13 protein-coding genes are annotated in these 15,861 nt (G+C 63.9%); 5 read left to right on the top strand and 8 right to left on the bottom strand.

Annotated elements, in window-relative coordinates; translation table 11 throughout:
- Positions 1-4: 4 nt before the first annotated feature.
- Complete coding sequence (gene tal, locus ACFWEM_RS09600) at positions 5-1,129, bottom strand: transaldolase (RefSeq protein WP_378533113.1); 1,125 nt, start codon at positions 1,127-1,129, stop codon at positions 5-7.
- A gap of 5 nt (positions 1,130-1,134) precedes the next feature.
- The gene (tkt, locus tag ACFWEM_RS09595) at positions 1,135-3,237 is read right to left on the bottom strand and encodes a transketolase (protein ID WP_378533111.1); all 2,103 of its coding nucleotides are present in this window, start codon (positions 3,235-3,237) and stop codon (positions 1,135-1,137) included.
- Positions 3,238-3,437: 200 nt separating this feature from the next.
- Here tkt and ACFWEM_RS09590 point away from each other — a divergent pair, with 200 nt between their 5' ends.
- Positions 3,438-4,421, top strand: a complete 984-nt coding sequence (locus ACFWEM_RS09590) for a heme o synthase (protein WP_378533109.1) — start codon at positions 3,438-3,440, stop codon at positions 4,419-4,421.
- Between the two features lie 56 nt (positions 4,422-4,477).
- On the opposite strand, the gene ACFWEM_RS09585 is transcribed toward ACFWEM_RS09590, so the two are convergent.
- Positions 4,478-5,443 (bottom strand): quinone oxidoreductase, encoded by a 966-nt coding sequence (locus tag ACFWEM_RS09585; RefSeq protein WP_317552900.1) that lies wholly within the window; start codon positions 5,441-5,443, stop codon positions 4,478-4,480.
- A gap of 83 nt (positions 5,444-5,526) precedes the next feature.
- Here ACFWEM_RS09585 and ACFWEM_RS09580 point away from each other — a divergent pair, with 83 nt between their 5' ends.
- Entirely contained in the window at positions 5,527-5,889 is a 363-nt protein-coding gene (locus ACFWEM_RS09580) for a hypothetical protein (RefSeq protein WP_230815574.1), read from the top strand.
- Between the two features lie 63 nt (positions 5,890-5,952).
- On the opposite strand, the gene ACFWEM_RS09575 is transcribed toward ACFWEM_RS09580, so the two are convergent.
- From ACFWEM_RS09575 to mptB, 5 genes are all read right to left on the bottom strand, one after another.
- A complete protein-coding gene (locus ACFWEM_RS09575; RefSeq protein ID WP_378533107.1) occupies positions 5,953-6,927 on the bottom strand; it encodes a heme A synthase in 975 nt (324 codons plus the stop codon).
- Between the two features lie 208 nt (positions 6,928-7,135).
- Positions 7,136-8,530 carry a hypothetical protein gene (locus ACFWEM_RS09570; protein WP_378534513.1) on the bottom strand — a complete coding sequence of 465 codons (1,395 nt, stop codon included), beginning with the start codon at positions 8,528-8,530 and terminating at the stop codon, positions 7,136-7,138.
- A 47-nt stretch (positions 8,531-8,577) separates the two neighbouring features.
- Positions 8,578-9,417 (bottom strand): ABC transporter permease, encoded by an 840-nt coding sequence (locus ACFWEM_RS09565; RefSeq protein ID WP_378533105.1) that lies wholly within the window; start codon positions 9,415-9,417, stop codon positions 8,578-8,580.
- Positions 9,418-9,431: 14 nt separating this feature from the next.
- On the bottom strand, positions 9,432-10,373 hold the full coding sequence (locus ACFWEM_RS09560; protein ID WP_378533103.1) for an ABC transporter ATP-binding protein: 942 nt from the start codon (positions 10,371-10,373) through the stop codon (positions 9,432-9,434).
- The gene (gene mptB / locus ACFWEM_RS09555; RefSeq protein WP_378533101.1) at positions 10,370-12,124 is read right to left on the bottom strand and encodes a polyprenol phosphomannose-dependent alpha 1,6 mannosyltransferase MptB; all 1,755 of its coding nucleotides are present in this window, start codon (positions 12,122-12,124) and stop codon (positions 10,370-10,372) included. Before mptB ends, ACFWEM_RS09560 begins: the two co-directional genes overlap by 4 nt.
- A gap of 130 nt (positions 12,125-12,254) precedes the next feature.
- Here mptB and ACFWEM_RS09550 point away from each other — a divergent pair, with 130 nt between their 5' ends.
- From ACFWEM_RS09550 to sufD, 3 genes are all read left to right on the top strand, one after another.
- Positions 12,255-13,001, top strand: coding sequence for a metalloregulator ArsR/SmtB family transcription factor (locus ACFWEM_RS09550; RefSeq protein WP_076948451.1), 747 nt, complete (start codon positions 12,255-12,257; stop codon positions 12,999-13,001).
- 171 nt (positions 13,002-13,172) lie between these two features.
- Positions 13,173-14,633 (top strand): Fe-S cluster assembly protein SufB, encoded by a 1,461-nt coding sequence (gene sufB / locus ACFWEM_RS09545; protein ID WP_003944799.1) that lies wholly within the window; start codon positions 13,173-13,175, stop codon positions 14,631-14,633.
- Positions 14,633-15,853 carry a Fe-S cluster assembly protein SufD gene (gene sufD / locus ACFWEM_RS09540; protein WP_378533099.1) on the top strand — a complete coding sequence of 407 codons (1,221 nt, stop codon included), beginning with the start codon at positions 14,633-14,635 and terminating at the stop codon, positions 15,851-15,853. Before sufB ends, sufD begins: the two co-directional genes overlap by 1 nt.
- Positions 15,854-15,861 lie beyond the last annotated feature (8 nt).

Raw genomic sequence — 15,861 nt, 5'->3', positions numbered from 1 at the left:
AGGCTCAGCTCTTCTGGGTTGCTGCGCGGAGCTGCTCGGCAGTTGCGTCGAGCAACTCGTTCCAGGACACCTCGAACTTGTCGACGCCCTCGGTTTCGAGGACCGTGAACACGTCCGCAAGATCGATGCCGACAGCAGCGAGCTGATCGAAGACCGCCTGTGATTCCTGAGCGGTACCCGAGATGGTGTCGCCCGTCATCCCGCCGTGGTCGGCGAGAGCGTCCAGCGTCTTCTCCGGCATGGTGTTGACGGTGTTGGGTGCAACCAACTCGGTGACGTAGAGCGTGTCCGGGTAATCCGGGTTCTTCACGCCGGTCGACGCCCACAGCGGACGCTGAGCCTTGGCACCGTCTGCCAGGAGAGCCTGGAAGCGGGGCTGGACCTCGAAGATCTGCTGGTAGGCGTTGTACGCCAGGCGAGCGTTTGCGAGTGCAGCCTTGCCGCGAAGCTCGATAGCTTCCGGCGTGCCGATTGCCGTGAGGCGGTTGTCGATCTCGGAATCCACGCGGGAGACGAAGAACGAGGCGACCGACTCGATGGACGAGATGTCGCGGCCGGCAGCCTTGGCGGTGTCCAGACCTTCGAGGTATGCGCCCATGACTGCTTCGTAGCGCTCGACCGAGAAGATCAAGGTGACGTTGACGCTGATGCCCTCGCCGATCACCTTGGCGATGGCGGGAATGCCTGCCAGCGTCGCGGGGATCTTGATCAGGACGTTCGGGCGATCGACGATCTTGTGCAGCTCGATCGCCTGCGCGACGGTGGCGTCGGTGTAGTGTGCCAGGCGAGGATCGACCTCGATGGACACGCGGCCGTCGACTCCGTTCGACGCCTCGAACTGCGGAGCCAGGATGTCGCACGCAGCGCGGACGTCGTCGGTGGTCACCGCGGTGATGGTGGCGTCGACATCGGCGCCGCGCTGTGCGAGCTCACGAACCTGAGCATCGTAAGCCGAGCCCTTGGAAAGGGCTGCCTGGAAGATCGACGGGTTGGTCGTGACGCCCACGATCGACTTCGTGTCGATGAGGTTCTGCAGGTTGCCGGACTGGATGCGATCTCGCGAGAGGTCGTCGAGCCAAATGGAAACGCCTGCAGCGGAGAGCTTTTCGGTATTCACGTTCTGTGTCATCGAGATCATCCCTTCACAGCTGCGAGGGAGCGCTGCGCGGCTTCGACAGTCGCGTCGGCAGTGATGCCGAACTCCCGGTACAAGGTCTTGTAATCGGCGGAGGCGCCGTAGTGCTCGAGCGAGACGGCCTGACCGGCGTCGCCGAGGATGCGCCACCACGGCATTGCGATGCCGGCTTCGACGGACACGCGTGCGCGGACGGCGGGCGGAATGACCTCGTCGCGGTACGCCTGATCCTGCTCGAGGAACCAGTCGAGGCAGGGCACGGAAACGACGCGGGTTGCAACGCCCTGAGCTTCGAGGGTCTCACGAGCCTCGGTGGCCAGATGCAGTTCGGAACCGGTGGCCAGCAAGATGACCTCGGGCGAACCGTTGGCTGCGTCGACGAGAACGTACGCGCCGCGCTTGACGCCCTCGGCAGCCTTCTCCTTGGTGCCTTCGAGAACCGGGATGTCCTGGCGGGTGAGAGCCAGAGCGGTCGGTCCCGTCTTGTTCTCGAGTGCTGCCTGCCACGCGAACGAGGTCTCGTTGGCGTCACCCGGGCGGACGACGGCGAGATTCGGGATGGCGCGCAGTGCGGCCAGGTGCTCGACCGGCTGGTGCGTCGGGCCGTCTTCGCCGAGACCGATGGAGTCGTGGGTCCAGACGTAGGTGACGGCAGTCTTCATCAGTGCAGCCAGGCGAACGGCCGGACGCATGTAGTCGGAGAAGACCATGAAGGTTCCGCCGTACGGGCGGGTCGGGCCGTGCAGCGCGATGCCGTTGAGGATCGAGCCCATCGCATGCTCACGGATGCCGAAGTGGAGCGTGCGGCCGTAAGGCTGCGCATTCCAGTCGTTGGTGGAGATGGAGAACGGGCCGAACGAATCTGCGCCCTTGATGGTGGTGTTGTTGCTGCCCGCGAGGTCAGCGGAGCCGCCCCACAGTTCGGGCAGGATCGGTCCGAGCGCGTTGAGTGCCGAACCGGAGGCCTTGCGAGTCGCAACGCCCTTGGCGTCGGCCTCGTAGGTCGGGAGAGCGTCGGCCCAGCCGGCGGGGAATTCGCCGGCGAACAGGCGGTCGAAGAGTTCCTTGCGTTCGGTCTCACGTGCAGCCCACGCGTCGAACTCGACCTGCCATGCCTTGCGTGCGTCGGCGCCGCGCGAGACGACCTCACGGGCGTGAGCCAAAGCGTCGGCGTCGACGTCGAAGGACTTGCTCGGATCGAATCCGAGGGCTTCCTTGACCGCAGCGACCTCGTCGGCACCCAGGGCGGAACCGTGGACGTCGCCGGTGTTCATCTTCTTCGGAGCCGGGAAACCGATGATGGTGCGGAGAAGGATGATCGACGGGCGATCGACGACGGCCTTGGCCGCAGCGACTGCGTCGAGAATGCCGGAGACGTTTTCGCCGCCCTCGACGTGCTGAACGTGCCAGCCGTACGCCTCGTAGCGCTTTCCGACGTCTTCGCCGAGAGCGATGGTGGTGTCGTGCTCGATGGAGATCTTGTTGTCGTCGTAGAAGACGACGAGGTTGCCCAGTTCCTGGACACCGGCGAGGGACGACGCCTCGGAGGTGACGCCTTCTTCGATGTCACCGTCGGACGCGATCACGTAGATGTGATGGTCGAAGGGGGAGGAGCCGACCGGGGTCTCCGGATCGAACAGCCCGCGCTCACGGCGCGCAGCCATCGCCATACCAACTGCGGAGGCGAGGCCCTGGCCCAGCGGACCCGTGGTCATCTCGACGCCGACGGTGTGGCCGACCTCGGGGTGGCCGGGGGTCAAAGCGCCCCACGTGCGGAGAGCTTCGAGGTCCGCGAGCTCGAGACCGTAGCCCGACAGGTAGAGCTGGGTGTACAGCGTCAAGGACGAATGGCCACAGGAAAGAACGAAGCGGTCACGGCCGACCCATTCTGCATCCGAAGGATCGTGGCGCATGACGCGCTGGAAGAGGGTGTATGCCAACGGCGCCAAGCTCATTGCAGTTCCGGGATGGCCGTTGCCGACCTTCTGAACCGCGTCGGCGGCGAGCACGCGGGCGGTATCGACAGCCTTGGTGTCCAGGTCGGTCCAGTCCGAGGGGTGGACAGGTTGCGTGAGGACGTGGATCTCGTCTGTGATCGACACTGGCAGATGTCTCCTGACATGGTGTACGTGGATTGCGAGGGTGGGTGTCCCTCCACTGCGTAACCCAGCCTAATGGTCCTGGCTGTCCGGGTCGATTCGGTTCCTCCATGGCTGCGGTCTACCATCGTCCGTAGTAGAGAACAGTGTCAGCAGTGTGTCGTGAAGAGTTAGTGCGGTAACGCGTGGTGCAAGGAGAGAACGTGCGGACAGGGCAACAGCCGAGCGGACATGGCTTCGGCAGCCCAGGTGCCGCCCCGCGGGCGACCAATACCGATACGGTGTGGGGTCGCGCAACGGGCAAGGTTCTGGCTTATATCGCGCTCACGAAGCCGCGAGTAATCGAATTGCTGTTGGTGGCAACCATTCCGGCAATGCTGCTGGCCGATCGCGGAACAGTCGACATCGCTCTGATCCTCAGCACCCTCTTCGGTGGCTGGATGGGCGCAGCGAGTGCGAACTCCCTGAACTGCGTCGTCGACGCCGACATCGACAAGGTCATGAAGCGCACCGCCAAGCGTCCGCTGGCCCGCGAGGCGGTACCGACTCGCAACGCGCTCGTCTTCGGACTTCTCCTGGGTCTCGCGTCGTTCCTGTGGCTGTGGTGGCGAGCCAACCTCCTCGCCGGCCTCCTCGTCGTGATTACGATCGCGTTTTACGTACTCATCTACACGATGGTTCTCAAGCGCCGTACCTGGCAGAACGTCATCTGGGGTGGCGCTGCCGGATGTATGCCCGTCCTCGTCGGCTGGGCCGCAGTCACCGGATCACTGAGCTGGCAGCCCGTCGTGCTGTTCCTGATCATCTTCTTCTGGACGCCGCCGCACACCTGGGCGCTCGCAATGCGCTACAAGGAAGACTACAAAGCTGCCGGTGTTCCGATGCTTCCCGTGATCGCCACCGAAGAGCACGTCACCAAGCAGATCCTGTTCTACAGCTGGGCGATGGTCGTCACGACGCTCGTCCTCGTGCCCGCGTCCGGCGTCATCTACGCCGCCATCACCATCGTCGCCGGCGCGTGGTTCCTGCTCATGGCCCATCAGCTGTACCGCAGCGTTCGTGGCGGTGCCCAGGTCAAGCCGCTGCGCCTGTTCCTGCAGTCCAACAACTATCTTGCGATCGTCTTCGTCGGCCTCGCTGTCGACTCGGTGCTCGGACTCCAGACGATCAGTGACATGCTCAGCTGATTCTGCTGTGCGCCTTTATTAACCGCGGGCGGTTAATAAAGGCGCACAGCACTTCGCTAGGGGATCAGAACGATTGATCCCGTTGTTGCTCGACCTTCCAGGTCCCGGTGCGCTGTCGCTGCATCGGCGAGGGGGTATTCGGCCCCGACGCGAATATCGAGCTTCCCGGCCGCAATGGCATCGAAGACATCGCCGGCACGCCAGGTCAATTCCTCACGAGTGCGAATGTGATGCGCGAGCGTCGGACGCGTCAGGAACAGCGAGCCCGACGAATTGAGCCGCTGCGGATCCACCGGCGGAACCGGACCACTGGCCGCACCGAACAATGCGACGGTGCCGCGGATACGCACGGAAGCCAAGCTCGAATCAAAAGTTGTCGCGCCGACGCCGTCGTATGCCGCCGCGACTCCTTCGCCGCCGGTCAACTCCCGAACGCGCGCTGCGATGTCCTCGTCGTACCGCAGTACCTCCGAGGCGCCGGCGCCACGCGAGAGTTCTTCCTTCGCATCCGATGACACAGTCGTGACGACCTTCGCCCCGAGGCTGACGGCCATCTGCGTCAGGATCAACCCGACGCCGCCCGCGCCCGCGTGCACGAGCACGGTGTCTCCGCTCTGGATCGGATACGTCGACTTCGCGAGGTAATGCGCCGTCATCCCCTGCAGGAGCGCCGACGCTGCGGCTGATGCCGGGACACCGTCGGGCACTTTGACTGCGACTGCAGCGGGAACAGCCACCTTCTCGGCGTAGCTGCTCGTGGCCGCGGCCCACGCGACACGGTCGCCCACGGCGAATTCGGTGACATCGGAACCGACGGCTTCGACGACACCGCTGCCCTCGTCGCCGGGAATGTAGGGGAGCGGCCGCTTGTACTGGCCCATTCGGAAGTACGTGTCGATGAAATTGATGCCGATCGCTTCGGTCCGGACAAGTAGATCGCCTGGGCCCGGTGTCGGTTCGGGTTGTTCGGTCAGAGTCAGAACCTCTGGTCCGCCGGTCTCGGTCACGTAGATGGCTCGCATGGTTTCTGTTCTACACCCGCGGCGACCGAGCCTCAGTCCATGCCTGGTGTCGCTTCCGGGCTACCGACCAGTATTGTCGAGTCATGAGCACCGATACAGAGAAGTCGGACGCCACCCCGTCCGCGCCGGAACTGCCGAAGTCCACGGTGAATGCCATCACCAAGTTCGTCGCCGAGCACGGCGGAACCGCCAGCGCCGTCATCCAGCCGGTCGGCGTTGCCGGCGTTCGCATCACTCTCGTGGGTGCCGACGGCATCCTCGGTGACCAGGTCGTCGAGGACCTCGCCACGGCCAATGCCGTCGTCGCATCCTTCGACAACGTCACCGTTGCCGAGTGGGAGCGTGAGCTGACGAGCATCGTCACCCCGCAGGAAGGCCATTTCAAGAAGATGGCCGGTTGGGTTGCCAATCAGACTCGGTTCCCGAAAGCTCGCAACGAATCCTGAAATGACGTCTGGGGCGTAGGAACACCAAAAGGTGTTCCTACGCCCCAGACGTGTCTTCAAGCGTCAGACAGCTGGTATCGGCGAGCCGGTCGGCGTGAACTGGCGGGTCTTGCCCGCGGCCCAAACTGCTGCCGTCGCAGCCGTGCACAGCCCGGCACCAGCGACGTGCATGATCACGAGAACTTCCGGCACATCGGTGAAGTACTGCACGACGCCGATGAGTGACTGCGCGAGGATAAGTCCCAGCAGGACTTTCAAGCGGAGCTTCACGGCGGCTGACGTTCCTACCGCGTAAAGGCCGAAGGTCAGTCCCACGACCAGCGCGAGGTATCCGACCAGCAGCTGCGAGTGCAGATGAACAAGCGTTACGATCTCGACCTCCAGGCGAGGCACCGTGCGTTCGAGTCCCTTGTCGCCCGCGTGCGGGCCTGCACCCGTTACGAGGGTGCCGGCGACGAGCACGCCGGCGAGCGCCACTCCCGACAGTGCGGTCAGCCAGCGCAGCGGCTTCGGCATCACGATCAGTGTTGTTGCCTCGTCGGGTTCGGCGATCTTCGCGTACATCACCGTGGCGACCCAGACCATCAGCATCGACGCCACCAGGTGGATTGCCACCGTCCACCACAGCAGGCCGGTCAGGACGGTGATTCCGCCGATGACTGCCTGAACCACGGTGCCGAGCGGCATCATCCAGGCGTAAACAAGCACCTCTTTGCGACGGCGAGCACGAGTCACCGCGAGCACGATTGCAGCCGCGACGATCACAACCAGGAATGTGAGCAGGCGGTTGCCGAACTCGACAGCTTGATGAATGACCGCGACCTGTCCGTGGCCGACCGGGACGAAGCTACCGGGGAAGCACTGCGGCCACGTCGGGCAACCGAGTCCCGAGTCCGTCACGCGCACCACCGCGCCGGTGACAGCGATGCCGCCCTGCGTCAAGATCACGATGAACGCGATGATCTTCTGCGTTTTCAGCGAGGGGAGAGGTAGTCGATCCACCAAGCGTAAAAATCCGGCATACACACGATTCACCACGCCAACGATCGTAGTTCCCCATCAACTACACAGTGTCGTTGGGGCCAGCTCGCTCCGCGCCTGCCCCGCGTCGTTGGGGCCAGCTCGCTCCGCGCCTGCCCCGCGTCGTTGGGGCCAGCTCGCTCCGCGCCTGCCCCGCGTCGTTGGGGGCTAGGCGTTTGAAGCAAGCGCGAAGCGATATGCCTCGCGCCAATGGGGCAAGCGCGCGTCAGTTTGCGCGAACGCGCACGATTCCCGAGATCGTGCCCTGGAAGTACTCGCCCGACTCGGTGATGAGCGCAGACATCTGCAGGGTGTCGTTGAGGATGGTCGACGGCAGGGGAGTCGAACCGATCTGCGACCCGTCCTTCGAGTCGATCACCGCGAACGAGTACCCGTCCAGCGGCGAGGTGTTCGCAGCGCCGTCCCGGGTGACGGTGTAGATCGCACCGTCAGCCGTCGAGAGGTGCGGGACCGCGGAGCTTCGAATCGTGTTGTCCCACACGACATGGCAGCCGACCGGGTCGATGTCGACGCGGGTCATGCCGCCGTTGAAGGGTGCCGTGGCGGGGACCGCCGGGCCGGCGCCTTCAGGAGTTGTGGGGTACGGGTATCCGTAAGTGCCTGCGACGTAGACCGAATGACCGATGCCGACGGGCGAGTTCTCGCTGCCGCTCGGTGAGCCGTCCTGGCCTGCGGCGGACAACACCGGTTGTGTGCACACCTCGGCGCCCGTGTCAGCGCGATAGACGTGCAAGCTCACCGTCGGATGGGCGTTGTCGACGATGGTCAAGAAATCGCTGCCCGTCGACGGGCCGAAGTACGTCGGAGTCGATCCGGTACCCCAGCTGAGCTGACCCGGATTGCGGGCCGGCCCGCGATCGTACGGCTGACGCCAGTCGACGACGACCTCGTCGCCGCTTCGCTTCAGCTGGTAGAGCGCGTGGGTAGTGGCGACGGCAGTACCCGTCGGGGAAGTGGAGATGCTGTTCTGCACCTGTTCACCCTCGGGGAGAGCGATGCTGTGCGCGATTCGATCCGTGCCGACATACCCGACGGTGCCGTGCCCGGTGGCGAACCAGACATTGCCTTCCCAGTCCGGAGCGAGGCCGGTGACGTTGTCGTCGGCGGCAACCGCACCACTGAGATCGACGGCATCGGCGAGTTCCAGCCGCCAACTGCCGTCCGGATTCTGAGCATGGGAAATGCGGACCAGCTGACGGTTTCCGTCGACGGCGACGAGTCGGTTCTCGTTGTCCAGGTAGGCGTAGACGCCGCCGAGGAGACTGCCCTTCGCGAGCGGCAGTTGCGCTACCGACCGGCCCAACGGCGTGGCGTCGGCCTTCGGATCGATCAAGTGGATGGTCGGGATCTGGCCGATCATCGTCGTGCAGAGCGAGACGATCATGCCGTCGGAACCCTGCAGGACCGTCGGGCAGGCGGCCATCATCGGGAAAGCAGTTACTTCGTGTGGGCCGGTTCCGGGTCCGGGCAGCGGAGTGACGTCGGACGAGCCCGCGTCACCGTGCATGGTGGAGGTACCGACGGGACCGAGGTACGGATTTGCAGGTGCGAGTGGACCGGACACCGAAGGCGCCGCCGTTGCGGGACCGGCACACAACATCACTGTTGCGGCCACACTGCCGACGATCTGAGCTGTCCGTCGTGTACTCACGTGAACTTGAACCACCTTGCTGCGCAGACACCGGCCACCGCGGCCCAGATGAGAAGAACGAGAATCGAGAACCAGTCCATCGAGGTGTCGAGGGCCGCTTCGAGAGCGTGTGCGAGAGCACCGGACGGAACAATGCGCACCAGCGTGTGAACAGCGGTCGGAAGTTCGCCACTGGCGAAGACCACACTGCCGATGCCCACCATGATGAACCACAAGACGTTGGCGAGAGCGAGAACGATCTCCGCTCGCAAAGTGCCGCCGAGCAGTAGTCCCAGCGCTGCAAACGTGACAGTACCGATGGCAATGACCACTGCGCCGAGTACCAGTTCGGCGAACGACGGACGCCACCCCAACGCCAAACCGATTGCGCCGAGAAGCAATGACTGCAGTGCCACGACGATGATGACGGCAGCGCTCTTGCCTGCGATGATTCCCCACCGCGGTAGCGGCGTTGCACCGAGTCGCTTGAGCGCGCCGTATCGGCGATCGAATCCGACGGCGATGGCCTGTCCGGTGAACGCCGTCGACATCACGGCAACCATCATGACACCAGGGAGCACGGTATCGACCCGAGAATCGCCCAAATCGCCGATCGGCAGTAGACACAGTCCGATGAGCAGGGTGATCGGAATGAACATGGTCAGCAGCAATTGCTCACCGTTGCGGAGCAGAAGAGTCAGTTCCAGTTTGGTCTGCGCCGCCAGCATTTTTGCCGCCGAACTGGGGCGGGGATCCGGCGAGAAAGTGCCCGGCTCGAAGCGGTTCTCGGCGAGCCGGCGTTCCCTGGCTCCGTTGGCAGTCCCACTGTTCTGGCCGTTCGCTGCTGTTTCGTTCATGACCTTGATCTCCGTCATCCCCTCAGTTCCCGGCCCGTCAATTCGAGGAAGACGTCTTCCAGACTCCGTTGATCGACGCGGATGTCGTTGATCAGCACGTCCTGATCGGCACACCACGTCGCGACAGTCGCCACGGTTGCCGGATCGATTGCACCTTCGACGACGTAGGTGCCGGGATTGGATTCCTCGACGCGGAACCCGGCGAGTGAGCCGACCAGCGAGTCGAGGCTCAAACCGGGAACCGTCGTCAGGCGGAGTTGTCCTTCGGCGCCCTTGCTGGTGACCTCGGCCGGCGTTCCCGACGCGACGATCTTGCCGTGGTCGATGATGACCAATTCGTCGGCGAGCGCTTCGGCCTCGTCCATGAGGTGCGTGGTGAGCAGGACGCTGACGCCGTCGCGGCGCAGAGCGTCGATAAGTTCCCACACCAGTAGACGTGCCTGAGCGTCGAGCCCAGCGGTGGGTTCGTCGAGAAATACCAACTCGGGACGGCCGACAAGCGCGCACGCCAGAGACAGTCGTTGCTGCTGGCCGCCGGAAAGGCGACGGTAAGGCGTCTTGCGTGCATCGGTGAGGCCGAGTTTGGAAAGGAGCCAGGCGGGATCGAGTGGGTCGGCAGAGTATGCGGCGACGAGGTCGAGCATTTCTCCGGCCTTGGACCCGGGGTATGCGCCGCCGCCCTGCAGCATGACGCCGATTCGCGAGCGGACTTCACCGGAGTCGGCGATGGGGTCGAGACCGAGCACTCGAACGGTGCCGGCATCGGGGGTGACAAACCCTTCGCACATCTCGACGGTTGTTGTCTTACCGGCTCCGTTGGGGCCGAGCAGGGCAACGACCTGGGCCGTCTCGACAGTGAGATCGATACCGTCGACGGCTCGAACACCGTCGAAGGACTTGACGACACCCTGGATCTGTACCGCCGGCGTCGACGATCTGGAGGCTCTCGAGGTCACGGGGAATCAGCGTAAGCCCCCGCCGAGTTGTCTTCGTCTACCGGTCCGCCTTTCGTGATCTCCGCTACTGGCTTGTCGCTACGCCAGGGGAGTGAATTGCGGGTGAAGACGATGAGCGTTCCGGCGGTGAGGATGGTCGCGATGACGGCCTGCACGATCATGAACGGAAGGTATTCGGCGCCGTTCGACATCAACATGACGCTGACGATCGAGGTGAAGACCACAGCGGGGATGCGGAAAATCGGCGCAGTAGCCCAGGCTGCGAGCGGAAGTATCGCCCACAGCAGGTACCAGGGCTGAACGACCGGGAACAGGAGAACGATGGCCCCGAGTGCGATGCCGAGTCCACCGACCGGGTGAATGCGGCCCATGTACACCGAGATCATCATCCGCGCGGTGATGAGAATGGCAACCAGGTACGCGATCGGCCGCGTGATCGTGAGGATTGCCGTCGTGTGATCGCCGAGTCCGAGCAGTACACCTGCCAATCCAGTGCCGACGCCCAGGAGCGTCGGGATGGACATCCAACTCCGCACCGCCGTAGCGGTGTCGAGGGTGTTGATCCACCCCATACCGAGCCCACTGGCCACGCTGATGACGAACGTGACGACGGCGGCAACGATGCCCAGAAGAATCGCAGCTCCCGCCAAGGCTTTCCAGGTTCCACCCCAACGCCGGGCCAGAGCCATACCGACAAATCCGAGTGCCAGCAAGGACGGAATTTTGACAGTCGACGACAACGCGATCAAACCTGATCCCGCAATGAGATAGAACAGCGCTCGGCCACGGATGGGCCCGGACCCTTCGACTGCGCGGAGGGCGATCTCGATTCCGGCGAGCATCAACCCGAGCATGAGCGCTTCGTTGTGGATGCCGGCCACCAAGTGGAAGAGCAGCAGCGGGTTCGCGGCACCGAGCCAGAGTGAACTGACGGCAGAGACGCCGCATCGCTTGGCCAGTCGAGGTATCGCCCACACGATGAGCGCGACGCCGGCCAAGGCGAGCAGGCGGTGCAAGAAGATTCCGGCCACGATGTTGTCGCCGGTCAGTGAGCTGATCCCGCGTCCCAGCCACAGGAAGAACGGCCCGTACGGAGCCGGCGTGTCCCGCCAGATGGTCGGAACAGTGCGGGTGAGGACGTGGTCGACGCCCAGTGCCGCCTTGGGGCCGATGGCGTACGGATCGAGTCCGCGAGCCGCGATTTCGCTTTGTGCCAGATACGAGTAGACGTCGCGGCTGAACATCGGCGGTGCGACGGAGAGCGGCAGGATCCACAGCAGAAGCGTGCGGTCCAACTGAGAACGGGTCATGCGCCGCGGTGCGCCGGATCGGCTGCGTATGTCCCCGACGGCGAATCGGCCCATCATCAGCCAGGCGAGAACGACGAGCACCGTTCCGGTCATCGTCATGGTGAGCGAGACCGTCGGCATACGTCCGGGAAGGCTGAGGACTCGAAGGCCGGCGGTCGGATTCTGCAGGACTGGTTGTGCGCCGGCGCCGAGCGCGCCCACTGCCATCAAGACTGCGCCGGTCGCTCCGAATCGACGGATACCTCGCAGTTGCGCGGTTTCCTTCGCGTTCAGGCCCGGGCGCTCGCTTTCGTCGCCGTGCAACACCGCGGCCATACTTTGCCGGGGAGCGGAACCGAAAGGCCGAACGCCGATCGTGGAAAGCGCGAGTGCCTTGGGTTTGTCCAGCAGGATCGCGCGCGCCGATCGCGCGGTCGTCGTCTTCTCGGGGGTCTGCGGCACACCAGGCAGCGTAGCGGCTCGATACAGCCGGACAGACAAGCACAAACAACGTGCGCTGTCCGGATATTCCCGAATGTAATGCAGGTTGCCCTTAGTAGACCTGCGAAAAGAATTCGGTCACACTTGTGTTGTGAAAAGAAATGCGTCAGACCCTCGAAGCAAGGAAGTTGCAGGTCAGCCCACTGTAGCGACCTCGCCGAGTGCTGCCGCAAATCCGGTGACAGTGAGCGTCGAAGGCCAGACCCGGGCCGCAGTGGTCAAGCTGCTACTCGAAGAAGGCCCCATTACAGCCTCCGAAATCGGCACACGCCTCGGTTTGAGTGCCGCAGGTGTCCGACGTCACTTGGACGCGTTGATCGAGTCCGGTGAAGCCAGAACTGCTTCGGCGGCGTCGCTGCGCCAGCGCGGACGCGGTCGACCTGCCAAGCAGTTCCAGATCACCGCGACCGGTCGCGGGCGCCTCGGCCACACTTACGACGATTTGGCAGGAGCCGCGATGCGGCAACTCCGCGAAATCGGCGGGGACGCGGCAATCGAGGAGTTCGCCAAGCGTCGGGTTCAGGCCATCGTCGGAGACGTCGAACCGGCTGATCCGACAGATGTGGACAACGTCGAGGCGACAGCGGACGCAATCGCCGAAGCTTTCAATGCAGTGGGGTTCGCAGCGTCGACCCGGCCGGTAGGCAACGGTGTACAGATCTGCCAACATCACTGCCCGGTTTCCCATGTGGCAGAAGAGTTTCCGGAACTGTGCGAGGCCGAGCAGCAAGCATTCCGGCAGTTGCTCGGAACGCATGTCCAGCGCCTGGCGACCATCGCCAACGGTGACTGCGCCTGCACGACGCACGTGCCCCTCGTGTCCACCGGGAGTAGATGACCGGACCACAGTGTTGTCGGACCACAGTGTTCTACCGAGCGTTGCCACCGTGCAGCGTTCGAATAGAGATTTTTCAGCTAGTTCTTCAAAGTCAGAACTGCTCGACCGTAGCGACCAGCCCTCGCTGAGACCGAGCAGCCGTCAAGAAACAAGACTCCGGAAGGAGCTCGCATGACCGTCACATCAGACCAGGCGACTACCACTGCAGCTGCAGGCACCGAGCCGCTCACGCAGGAAGAGACCATCGCGTCCCTCGGTCATTACGGCTACGGCTGGTCCGATTCCGACGAAGCCGGAGCCAGCGCGCAGCGCGGGTTGTCCGAGGCTGTCGTGCGGGACATCTCCGCGAAGAAGAGCGAGCCGGAGTGGATGCTCGACATCCGCCTCAAGGCTCTGCGCACCTTCGACAAGAAGCCGATGCCGAACTGGGGCTCCGACCTCGAAGGCATCCACTTCGACAACATCAAGTACTTCGTGCGCTCGAGCGAGAAGCAGGCCGAGTCGTGGGAAGACCTGCCCGAGGACATCAAGAACACGTACGACAAGCTCGGCATCCCCGAGGCGGAGAAGCAGCGCCTCGTTGCCGGTGTCGCAGCTCAGTACGAGTCCGAGGTCGTCTACCACTCGATCCGTGAGGACCTCGAGGAGCAGGGTGTCATCTTCCTCGACACCGACACCGGTCTCAAGCAGCACCCGGAGCTGTTCAAGGAGTACTTCGGTTCGGTCATCCCGGCCGGCGACAACAAGTTCTCCGCGCTGAACACCGCTGTGTGGTCGGGCGGCTCGTTCATCTACGTTCCGCCGGGAGTCCACGTGGACATCCCGCTGCAGGCGTACTTCCGCATCAACACCGAGAACATGGGTCAGTTCGAGCGCACCCTGATCATCGTCGACGAAGATGCCTCCGTGCACTACGTCGAGGGTTGCACCGCGCCGATCTACAAGTCCGATTCACTGCACTCGGCCGTCGTCGAGATCATCGTGAAGAAGGGCGGCCACTGCCGCTACACGACCATCCAGAACTGGTCCAACAACGTCTACAACCTGGTGACCAAGCGCACCAAGGTCGAGGCCGGCGGATCCATGGAGTGGGTCGACGGCAACATCGGTTCCAAGGTCACCATGAAGTACCCGGCCGTCTGGCTGATGGGTGAGTACGCCCGCGGTGAGGTTCTCTCCGTTGCGTTCTCCGGCGAGGGCCAGCACCAGGACACCGGCGCCAAGATGCTCCACCTCGCGCCGCACACGTCGTCGACCATCATCAGCAAGTCTGTCGCCCGTGGCGGTGGACGCGCGTCGTACCGCGGTCTGGTGCAGGTCAACAAGGGTGCCCACGGCTCCAAGTCGACCGTCAAGTGTGACGCTCTGCTCGTCGACCAGATCAGCCGAAGCGACACCTACCCGTACGTCGACATCCGCGAGGACGACGTCACGATGGGTCACGAGGCCACGGTTTCCAAGGTCAGTGACGATCAGCTCTTCTACCTGATGAGCCGCGGACTGACCGAGGACGAGGCGATGGCCACCATCGTGCGTGGATTCGTCGAGCCCATCGCGAAGGAACTCCCGATGGAGTACGCGCTCGAGCTCAACCGCCTTATCGAACTTCAGATGGAAGGGGCTGTGGGTTAGTGACCACGCCAGAGACCGGAGTCATCGGAGCTGTTGCCGGGGAGAACCCGACCGCTCCTGTAAAGGGTGCAGCCACCGGCTCACCCATCACGAACAAGGGCGAGCAGTTCTCGTCGTTCGACGTCAACGCATTCGAGGTCCCGGGCGGACGTGACGAGATCTGGCGGTTCACCCCGCTGCGTCGTCTGCGTGGATTGCACGACGGCAGCGCAGTTGCCAACGCTCAGGTCACCGTCGAGGTGGACGGTGGCGGCGACATCACCGTCGAGACCGTCGGCCGTGACGACGAGCGTCTGGGCAAGGCTGGTGTTCCTGCGGATCGCATTGCAGCGCAGGCATATTCGAGCTTCGAGACTGCGACGGTCATCTCGGTTGGCGCCGAGGTCGAGGTCGAGAAGCCCGTCGTGGTCACCATGACCGGCCCCGGAGTCGACAATGTCGCCTACGGACATACCCAGATTCGTCTGGCGCAGTTCGCCAAGGCGACGTTCGTCATCGACCAGCGCGGCAGCGGAACCTTCGCGGAGAACATCGAATTCGTTCTCGGTGACAGCTCGCAGCTGACCGTCGTGGCCATTCAGGACTGGGCGGACGACGCAGTTCACGTGACGTCACACCACGCTCGCCTGAACCGCGACGCAGTGCTCCGGTACACCTCGATCAGCCTGGGCGGCGACCTGGTTCGCCTCTCCGCCACCGTCAAGTACGACGGACCGGGCGGCGACGCCGAACTGCTCGGCCTGTACTTCGCCGACGCCGGCCAGCATCTGGAACAGCGTCTGCTGGTGGATCATTCGCAGCCCAACTGCAAGTCCAACGTGGTCTACAAGGGCGCGCTTCAGGGAGATCCCGGATCCGGCAAGCCCGACGCGCACACCGTGTGGATCGGCGACGTTCTCATCCGCGCCGCAGCGGAGGGCACCGACACGTTCGAGCTCAACCGCAACCTGGTGCTCACCGACGGCGCCCGCGCCGACTCGGTTCCGAACCTCGAAATCGAGACCGGTGAGATCGTCGGAGCCGGCCACGCAAGTGCAACGGGACGTTTCGACGACGAGCAGCTGTTCTACCTGCGTGCTCGCGGTATCCCGGAGGATCAGGCGCGTCGTCTGGTCGTACGTGGGTTCTTCCACGAAATCATCAACAAGATCGCTGTTCCCGAGGTGCGCGATCGCCTCGAAGCCGCGGTCGAAGCCGAACTTGCAGCAGTCGGCTCCTGACCGCCCTG

It is taken from the genome of Rhodococcus sp. NPDC060176 (genome assembly GCF_042728675.1).
GTDB lineage: Bacteria > Actinomycetota > Actinomycetes > Mycobacteriales > Mycobacteriaceae > Rhodococcus_F.
The sequence above is the reverse complement of the archived record's forward strand: the minus strand, read 5'-3'. Positions and strand labels throughout refer to the sequence as shown.

Bases quoted from the DNA above. Each gene is read 5' to 3' on its own strand.
- tal (WP_378533113.1), bottom strand. From the start codon at position 1,129: ATGACACAGAACGTGAATACCGAAAAGCTCTCCGCTGCAGGCGTTTCC.
- ACFWEM_RS09585 (WP_317552900.1), bottom strand. From the start codon at position 5,443: ATGCGAGCCATCTACGTGACCGAGACCGGCGGACCAGAGGTTCTGACT.
- ACFWEM_RS09580 (WP_230815574.1), top strand. From the start codon at position 5,527: ATGAGCACCGATACAGAGAAGTCGGACGCCACCCCGTCCGCGCCGGAA.
- ACFWEM_RS09570 (WP_378534513.1), bottom strand. From the start codon at position 8,530: ATGTTGTGTGCCGGTCCCGCAACGGCGGCGCCTTCGGTGTCCGGTCCA.
- ACFWEM_RS09565 (WP_378533105.1), bottom strand. From the start codon at position 9,417: ATGAACGAAACAGCAGCGAACGGCCAGAACAGTGGGACTGCCAACGGA.
- sufB (WP_003944799.1), top strand. From the start codon at position 13,173: ATGACCGTCACATCAGACCAGGCGACTACCACTGCAGCTGCAGGCACC.